This window comes from Candidatus Effluviviaceae Genus V sp. (genome assembly GCA_014728125.1).
Taxonomy (GTDB): Bacteria; Joyebacterota; Joyebacteria; order Joyebacterales; family Joyebacteraceae; genus WJMD01.
In genome coordinates, this window is sequence record WJMD01000013.1 from 1 (window position 1) to 6107 (window position 6107).

Genomic DNA, 6107 nt, shown 5'->3' on the forward strand with positions numbered 1-6107 from the left:
CCTGGTGGGCCCCGAGGGCTTCAAACCCTTTTGCCGGGCGGCTGACCCCGTCCGGGGTGGGTTCGATTCCCACACATTCCCGCCACATCGAACGAGACCGGGAGGTTGCTCGGTGAAGGCGATCGCGCTTCTCTCCGGAGGACTCGACAGCATACTGGCGGCCAGGCTCCTCCTGGAACAGGACATCGAGGTCGTGGGTCTGAGCTTCGAGAGTCCGTTCTTCAAGGCCGACGGCGCCCGGGCCGCCGCCGACGACCTCGGGATCCCGCTCGTGGTCGTCGACATCTCGAACGACGTTCTGTCCACGGTGCGTGAACCGAAGCACGGCTACGGAAAACACGTGAACCCCTGCATCGACTGCCATGCACTGATGGTGTCGAAGGCGGCGGACGTGATGCGGGACCAGGGGGCATCGTTCGTCGTCACGGGCGAGGTCGTCGGACAGCGGCCCAAGTCGCAGATGCGGTTCGGCCTCGACGCGGTTGCGCGGGAGTCCGGACTGGAGGGCTATCTTCTGCGCCCGCTCTCGGCCCGACTGCTGGAGCCGACGATCCCCGAGCAGGAGGGGTGGGTCGACCGCGAGAGGCTCCTGGGGCTCCACGGGCGCACGAGGAAGCCGCAGATGGAGCTTGCCGAGCGGTTCGGCATCACGAGATACGAGTCGCCGGCCGGGGGCTGTCTGCTGACCGACGAGAACTACGCGCGTCTCGTTCGCGACCTCATGGAGCACGAGGGACTGTCGGTCGAGGCCGTGCGGCTTCTTGCGGTCGGGCGGCAGTTCCGTCTGCCGGGCGGGTCGAAGCTGATCGTCGGCCGCAATCACGCCGAGAACGAGTCGCTCTTCGAGATGAAACCTCCGGGCGAGCTGTTTGTCAAAGCGTACGAGAGAAAGGGACCGGTCGCCATCCTCAGCGGCTCGGCGCAGGAGGATGACCGCGACATGGCGTCCCGCATCGTCGCCCGATACGCGGACACCGAGCCCGATGAGGAGGTCGTCGTCGAGCTCTGGGCCGACGAGGGCGACCGTCTCCAGCGGACGGTCACCCCGATGCGCTCGCGCGACGTCCGGGGGTTCGCGGTTTGAACGGCGTGCGCGTCCCGGTCCTCCTGCTTGCCGCCGCGGCCGTCGTGCTCGCCGCGGCCCCGGTCACGGCCGCCGACGATGTCGCCATGCCGGAGCCGGGGCGGCTCAAGGGAACGCCGATCCTGCTCGCCTCCGCCTCGTACCCCGGTCTCGGCCAGCTGCTGAACGGCAAGGAGATGAAGGCCGCGGTCATCGGGGCCGCCGAGGCGCTCCTGATCGCCGGGCTCGTCGTGGAGGACAGGCGGACCCGCAATGCGTACCGCCGGTACCAGGAGACGCGGGACGCGGAGTGGTTCGACGAGTACTCCGAGCACTACGACCGGAGGCAGACGCTCATCTGGTGGGCGGTCGGAGCGGCGCTCTACGCGATCACCGACGCGTATGTCGACGCGCATCTCGCCGGATTCGGAGAGTCGCTGTCGCCGGGGCTGGAACGTCCGCTGGCGGTCGAGGGAGAGGTCGTCGCCGACCGTGTGGCGGTCGGGCTCTCCATCAGGTTCTAGAGCATACGGACCGCCGTCCGCGCGCCGGACGGCGTGACCTGAGAGGAATGCACCATGGCAGCGAGGTCGAAGAGCGCAGGCAGGAGGCAGGCACGGAAGGGCTATTTCAGGGACTTCGTCGAGACGGTCGTCACGGCCGTTCTTCTGGCGCTCGTGCTTCGCGCCTTCGTCGTGCAGACGTTCCGCATACCGTCAGGGTCCATGGAGGACACGCTTCTGGTCGGTGACTTTCTGATCGTCAATAAGTTCATCTATGGTATCAAGATACCGTTCACCGACACACGGCTTCCGGGCATCCGCGAGCCGGAGCGTGGGGACATCATCGTGTTCGAGTACCCGGATCCCGACCCCCGCTCGCGCAAGGAGAACTACGTCAAGCGGTGCATCGGTCTTCCCGGAGACGTCATCGAACTCAAGAACAACGTCCTCTACATCAACGGCGAGCGCGTCGAGGAGGACTACGTCAAGCTCAAGCCGCCGACGCCGCGTTGGGCGGACTACGGTCCGATCAAGGTCCCCGAGGACTCGTATTTCATGCTGGGGGACAACAGAAACTGGAGTGCAGACAGCAGGGACTGGGGCTATATGGACGAGAGCCTCATCCAGGGGAAGGCCGTTCTCATCTACTGGTCGTGGGACGCCTCCCGCGCCAGGCCGCGTTTCGACCGCATCTTCGATCTCATCAGGTGATCCCTACAGGCGCAGTCCTCCGTCGTATCCGCACGGCTGTTTCGCCTTGACACCTCCCACGCACGCCACTATCTTTGGGCGTGTTAGCACTCCACTCTCTAGAGTGCTAACACGTGCGGACAAGGAGGTGGTGGCGGTGGCCGACAGCCCGTTGAGCGAACGAGAGGGCGACGTCCTCAAGGCCGTCGTTGAGACATACGTCAGGACCACGCATCCTGTGAGCTCAGGCGCCATCGTGCGCCGGAGGGGCATCGACGTCAGTTCGGCCACGGTGCGGAACGTGCTGAGGACGCTCGAGGAGCGGGGTTTCATCGCGAAGCCGCACACGTCGGCCGGCCGCGTGCCGACCGACAGCGGGTACCGACACTACGTCGACAGGCTGATGGAGCCAGCCGACGTGTCTGCCGGCGAGATGCGGCGCATCACGCACGCCCTCATCCGCGCGCCCGACGCCGAGCACGATTCGCTCATCGCCCGCGCCTCCCGCGTCGCCAGCCAGCTGACGCACGAGCTGGCGGTGGCCGTCGCGCCGGCCGAGAGCCGCGAGATCGTCGAGCGGGTGGAGTTCGCTCCGCTCGCGAGCGGCGGGGTGCTGGCCGTTGTGGCCACCCGTTCGGGCCGCTTCAGGACCGTCGCCGTCGAGGCCGGGGGAGCCGTCACGACCGAGGATCTGCTCGATCAGGGGCCGCGGCTCTCATCGTGGCTCGCCGGGCTTGATGTCGGCGACGTCGTGTCGGAGCTCAGACGGCGCCTGCCCGAGGCCGACGAGCGGCTCAGGCCGGTGGTCGAGCGGCTTCTCGAGCACTGCGGAGCGCTGTCAGTCGGCGCGGAGCGGGTACACTACGACGGGGCGCGGTACATTCTGAGTCACCCGGAGTTCTCCGGGGATCCGTCTGTTCTGGGCGAGCTCCTCGACAGCGAGGAGACGCTGGCCGACGTGCTCTGCGGTCTCGGCGATCCCGGGCGCGTTGTTGTGAGGATCGGACGCGAGAACAGACGCCGCGGCATGCGCCGGCTGTCTCTGGTCGTCGCACCCTACGCGATCGGAAGGCGGGTCGGTCGAATGGGCGTCATCGGCCCGACCCGGATGCGATACGACAAGCTCATCGGCCTGGTCGGCTATTTCGCCCGGGCCATCGAGAGGACGTTCTCCGGCAGGCCCGAGGGGGTTCCGGAGGAGAAGGAGGAAGAGACCAGGTGACATTCCCGAACGACGCGGACAGAGAAGAGGACGGGCGACGGGACGCGCGCAACGGGGGGAACGCCCCCGGAGCAGGAGAGCAGGAGTCGACCGATCTCTCGGAGACGGCGGCGGCTGACATCGCCGCGCTCCGCGATGAACTCGAGGAACTGAACACGAAGTGGCTCCGCGCTCTGGCGGATCTCGAGAACTACAAGCGGCGCGTGGAGCGCGAGAGAAGACGGTGGTCCCGTGAAGCGAAGGAGGAGGTCATCCTCCCGCTTCTCGAGGTCATCGACAACTTCGAGCGTGCCGTCGCGTGTGACGTGCCGAACGCGCCGGAGCCGGACGACCCGTTCCGGCAGGGCGTCGAGATGATCCTCAAGCATCTCAAGAGCGTTCTGGCGGCACAGGGCGTCGAGCCGATCGAGGCATGCGGGGCCCGTTTCGACCCGAACATCCATGAGGCCGTGCAGCAGGTCGAGTCCGACGAGCACGAGTCCGAGGAGATCGTGTCGGAGCTTCAGCGCGGCTACACGATGGGCGACAGGCTCTTGAGGTGCTCGCGCGTCGTGGTCGCGAAATAGGCGGTACCGAACGAGGGCGGCTCGCCCGCCCGAGAGAGCATAGAGCCGAATCAAGGAGGAGGAGCTGTTTCTATGAGCAAGGTCATCGGAATCGACCTGGGAACGACGAACTCGTGCGTCGCCGTCGTAGAGGGCGGAGAGCCGAACGTCATCCCGAACCCCGAGGGAGGCAGAACGACACCCTCCGTCGTGGCGTTCACGAAGTCGGGAGAGCGACTCGTCGGCCAGCCCGCGAAGCGCCAGGCCGTCACGAACCCCGAGAACACCGTGTTCTCGATCAAGCGGTTCATGGGGCGGCGCTACGGCGAGGTCGGCGAGGAGATCGGGCTCGTTCCGTACAAGGTCACGAAGAAGGACAACGGAGAGGTCCAGATCGAGGCGGGCGGGAAGACCTACGCGCCGCCCGAGATCTCGGCGATGATCCTCCAGTCCATGAAGAACACCGCCGAGCAGCATCTCGGTGAGAAGATCGAGCAGGCCGTCATCACCGTGCCCGCCTACTTCAACGACGCGCAGCGCCAGGCGACGAAGGACGCGGGCAAGATCGCGGGCCTCGATGTCCTCAGGATCATCAACGAGCCGACCGCCGCGTCGCTCGCCTACGGTCTCGAGAAGAAGGGGCAGGAGAAGATCGCCGTCTACGACTTCGGCGGCGGTACGTTCGATATCTCGATCCTCGAGATCGACGAGGGACTGGTCAAGGTGCTGGCCACGAACGGCGACACGCACCTCGGCGGCGACAACCTCGACCAGAAGGTCATCGATTGGATCGCAGACGAGTTCAAGAAAGAGAGCGGGATCGACCTCCGCGGCGACGCGATGGCGCTTCAGCGCCTCAAGGAGGCCGCCGAGAAGGCGAAGATCGAGCTCTCGTCGACGCTGGAGACCGAGATCAACCTTCCGTTCATCACGGCCGACTCGTCCGGACCGAAGCACCTGACGATGAAGCTGACCCGGGCGAAGCTCGAGTCGCTCATCGGTGAGCTCATCGACCGCACGGTCGAGCCCTGCAAGAAGGCGCTGGCCGATGCGAAGCTCGATGCGTCCGGTGTCGACGAGGTCGTACTCGTCGGCGGCACGACGCGCATACCGGCCGTCCAGGAGAAGGTCAGGGAGATCTTTGGAAAGGACCCCCACAAGGGCGTCAACCCGGACGAGGTCGTCGCCGTCGGCGCCGCGATCCAGGGTGCGATCCTCGCCGGGGAATCGGACGTGCAGGACGTGCTGCTTCTGGACGTCACGCCGCTCTCGCTCGGCATCGAGACACTCGGCGGGGTCATGACGACGCTGATCGAGCGGAACACCACGATCCCGACCAAGAAGAGTCAGATCTTCTCGACGGCCGCCGACAACCAGCAGGCGGTGTCGATCCACGTCCTCCAGGGCGAGCGGCCGATGGCGAGTCAGAACAGGACGCTGGGCCGCTTCGACCTCGTCGGGATCCCCCCGGCGCCGAGGGGCGTGCCGCAGATCGAGGTGACGTTCGACATCGATGCCAACGGCATCGTCCACGTCTCGGCGAAGGACCTCGGCACGGGCAAGGAGCAGAAGATCCGCATCGAGGTGTCGAGCGGGCTCTCCGAGGACGAGATCGACAAGATGGTCAAGGAGGCGAAGGAGCACGAGTCGGAGGACGAGGCCCGGCGCGAGGAGATCGAGCTGAGGAACCAGGCCGACTCTCTCGTCTACACGACCGAGAAGACCCTGAAGGAGCACGGCGACTCGCTCGACGCCTCGGACCGTTCCAGCATCGAGTCTGCCATCGCCAAGCTGAAGGAGACCCTCAAGGAGGGTGGTCGCGAGGAGATAAAGCGCGACATGGAGGCGCTCCAGCAGGCGTCACACAAACTGGCCGAGAGGATGTACCAGGGCACCGGCGGGCAGCAGCAGGCCGGAGGTTCCGAGGCCGGTGGGCAGCAGCAGGCGGGCGCCGGGCCCGAGCAGGGTGCCGGCGGCGACGAGAACGTGGTCGATGCCGACTACGAGGTCGTCGACGAGGAAGAGGACGAGGACAAGAACTAGTCCGACGACGAACCCGACCGCGGCCCGGGACGACCCGGGCC

The 6107-nt window shown here is 66.4% G+C and carries 6 protein-coding genes; all 6 read left to right on the plus strand.

Going from position 1 to position 6107, the window contains the following annotated elements:
* Nucleotide 1: 1 nt before the first annotated feature.
* The 6 genes from GF405_00630 to dnaK all read left to right on the plus strand — a co-directional run bounded on the left by GF405_00630 (nt 2) and on the right by dnaK (nt 6066).
* Complete coding sequence (locus GF405_00630; GenBank protein ID MBD3366660.1) at nt 2-1084, plus strand: tRNA 4-thiouridine(8) synthase ThiI; 1083 nt, start codon at nt 2-4, stop codon at nt 1082-1084.
* Nucleotides 1081-1587 carry a hypothetical protein gene (locus GF405_00635; protein MBD3366661.1) on the plus strand — a complete coding sequence of 169 codons (507 nt, stop codon included), beginning with the start codon at nt 1081-1083 and terminating at the stop codon, nt 1585-1587. The genes GF405_00630 and GF405_00635 overlap by 4 nt, the downstream gene beginning before the upstream one ends.
* 54 nt (nt 1588-1641) lie before the next feature.
* On the plus strand, nt 1642-2277 hold the full coding sequence (gene lepB / locus GF405_00640) for a signal peptidase I (GenBank protein MBD3366662.1): 636 nt from the start codon (nt 1642-1644) through the stop codon (nt 2275-2277).
* Entirely contained in the window at nt 2147-3478 is a 1332-nt protein-coding gene (gene hrcA / locus GF405_00645) for a heat-inducible transcription repressor HrcA (GenBank protein MBD3366663.1), read from the plus strand. The genes lepB and hrcA overlap by 131 nt, the downstream gene beginning before the upstream one ends.
* Nucleotides 3370-4044, plus strand: a complete 675-nt coding sequence (gene grpE / locus GF405_00650; GenBank protein MBD3366664.1) for a nucleotide exchange factor GrpE — start codon at nt 3370-3372, stop codon at nt 4042-4044. The genes hrcA and grpE overlap by 109 nt, the downstream gene beginning before the upstream one ends.
* 72 nt (nt 4045-4116) lie before the next feature.
* Nucleotides 4117-6066 (plus strand): molecular chaperone DnaK, encoded by a 1950-nt coding sequence (dnaK, locus tag GF405_00655; GenBank protein MBD3366665.1) that lies wholly within the window; start codon nt 4117-4119, stop codon nt 6064-6066.
* Nucleotides 6067-6107: the final 41 nt, after the last annotated feature.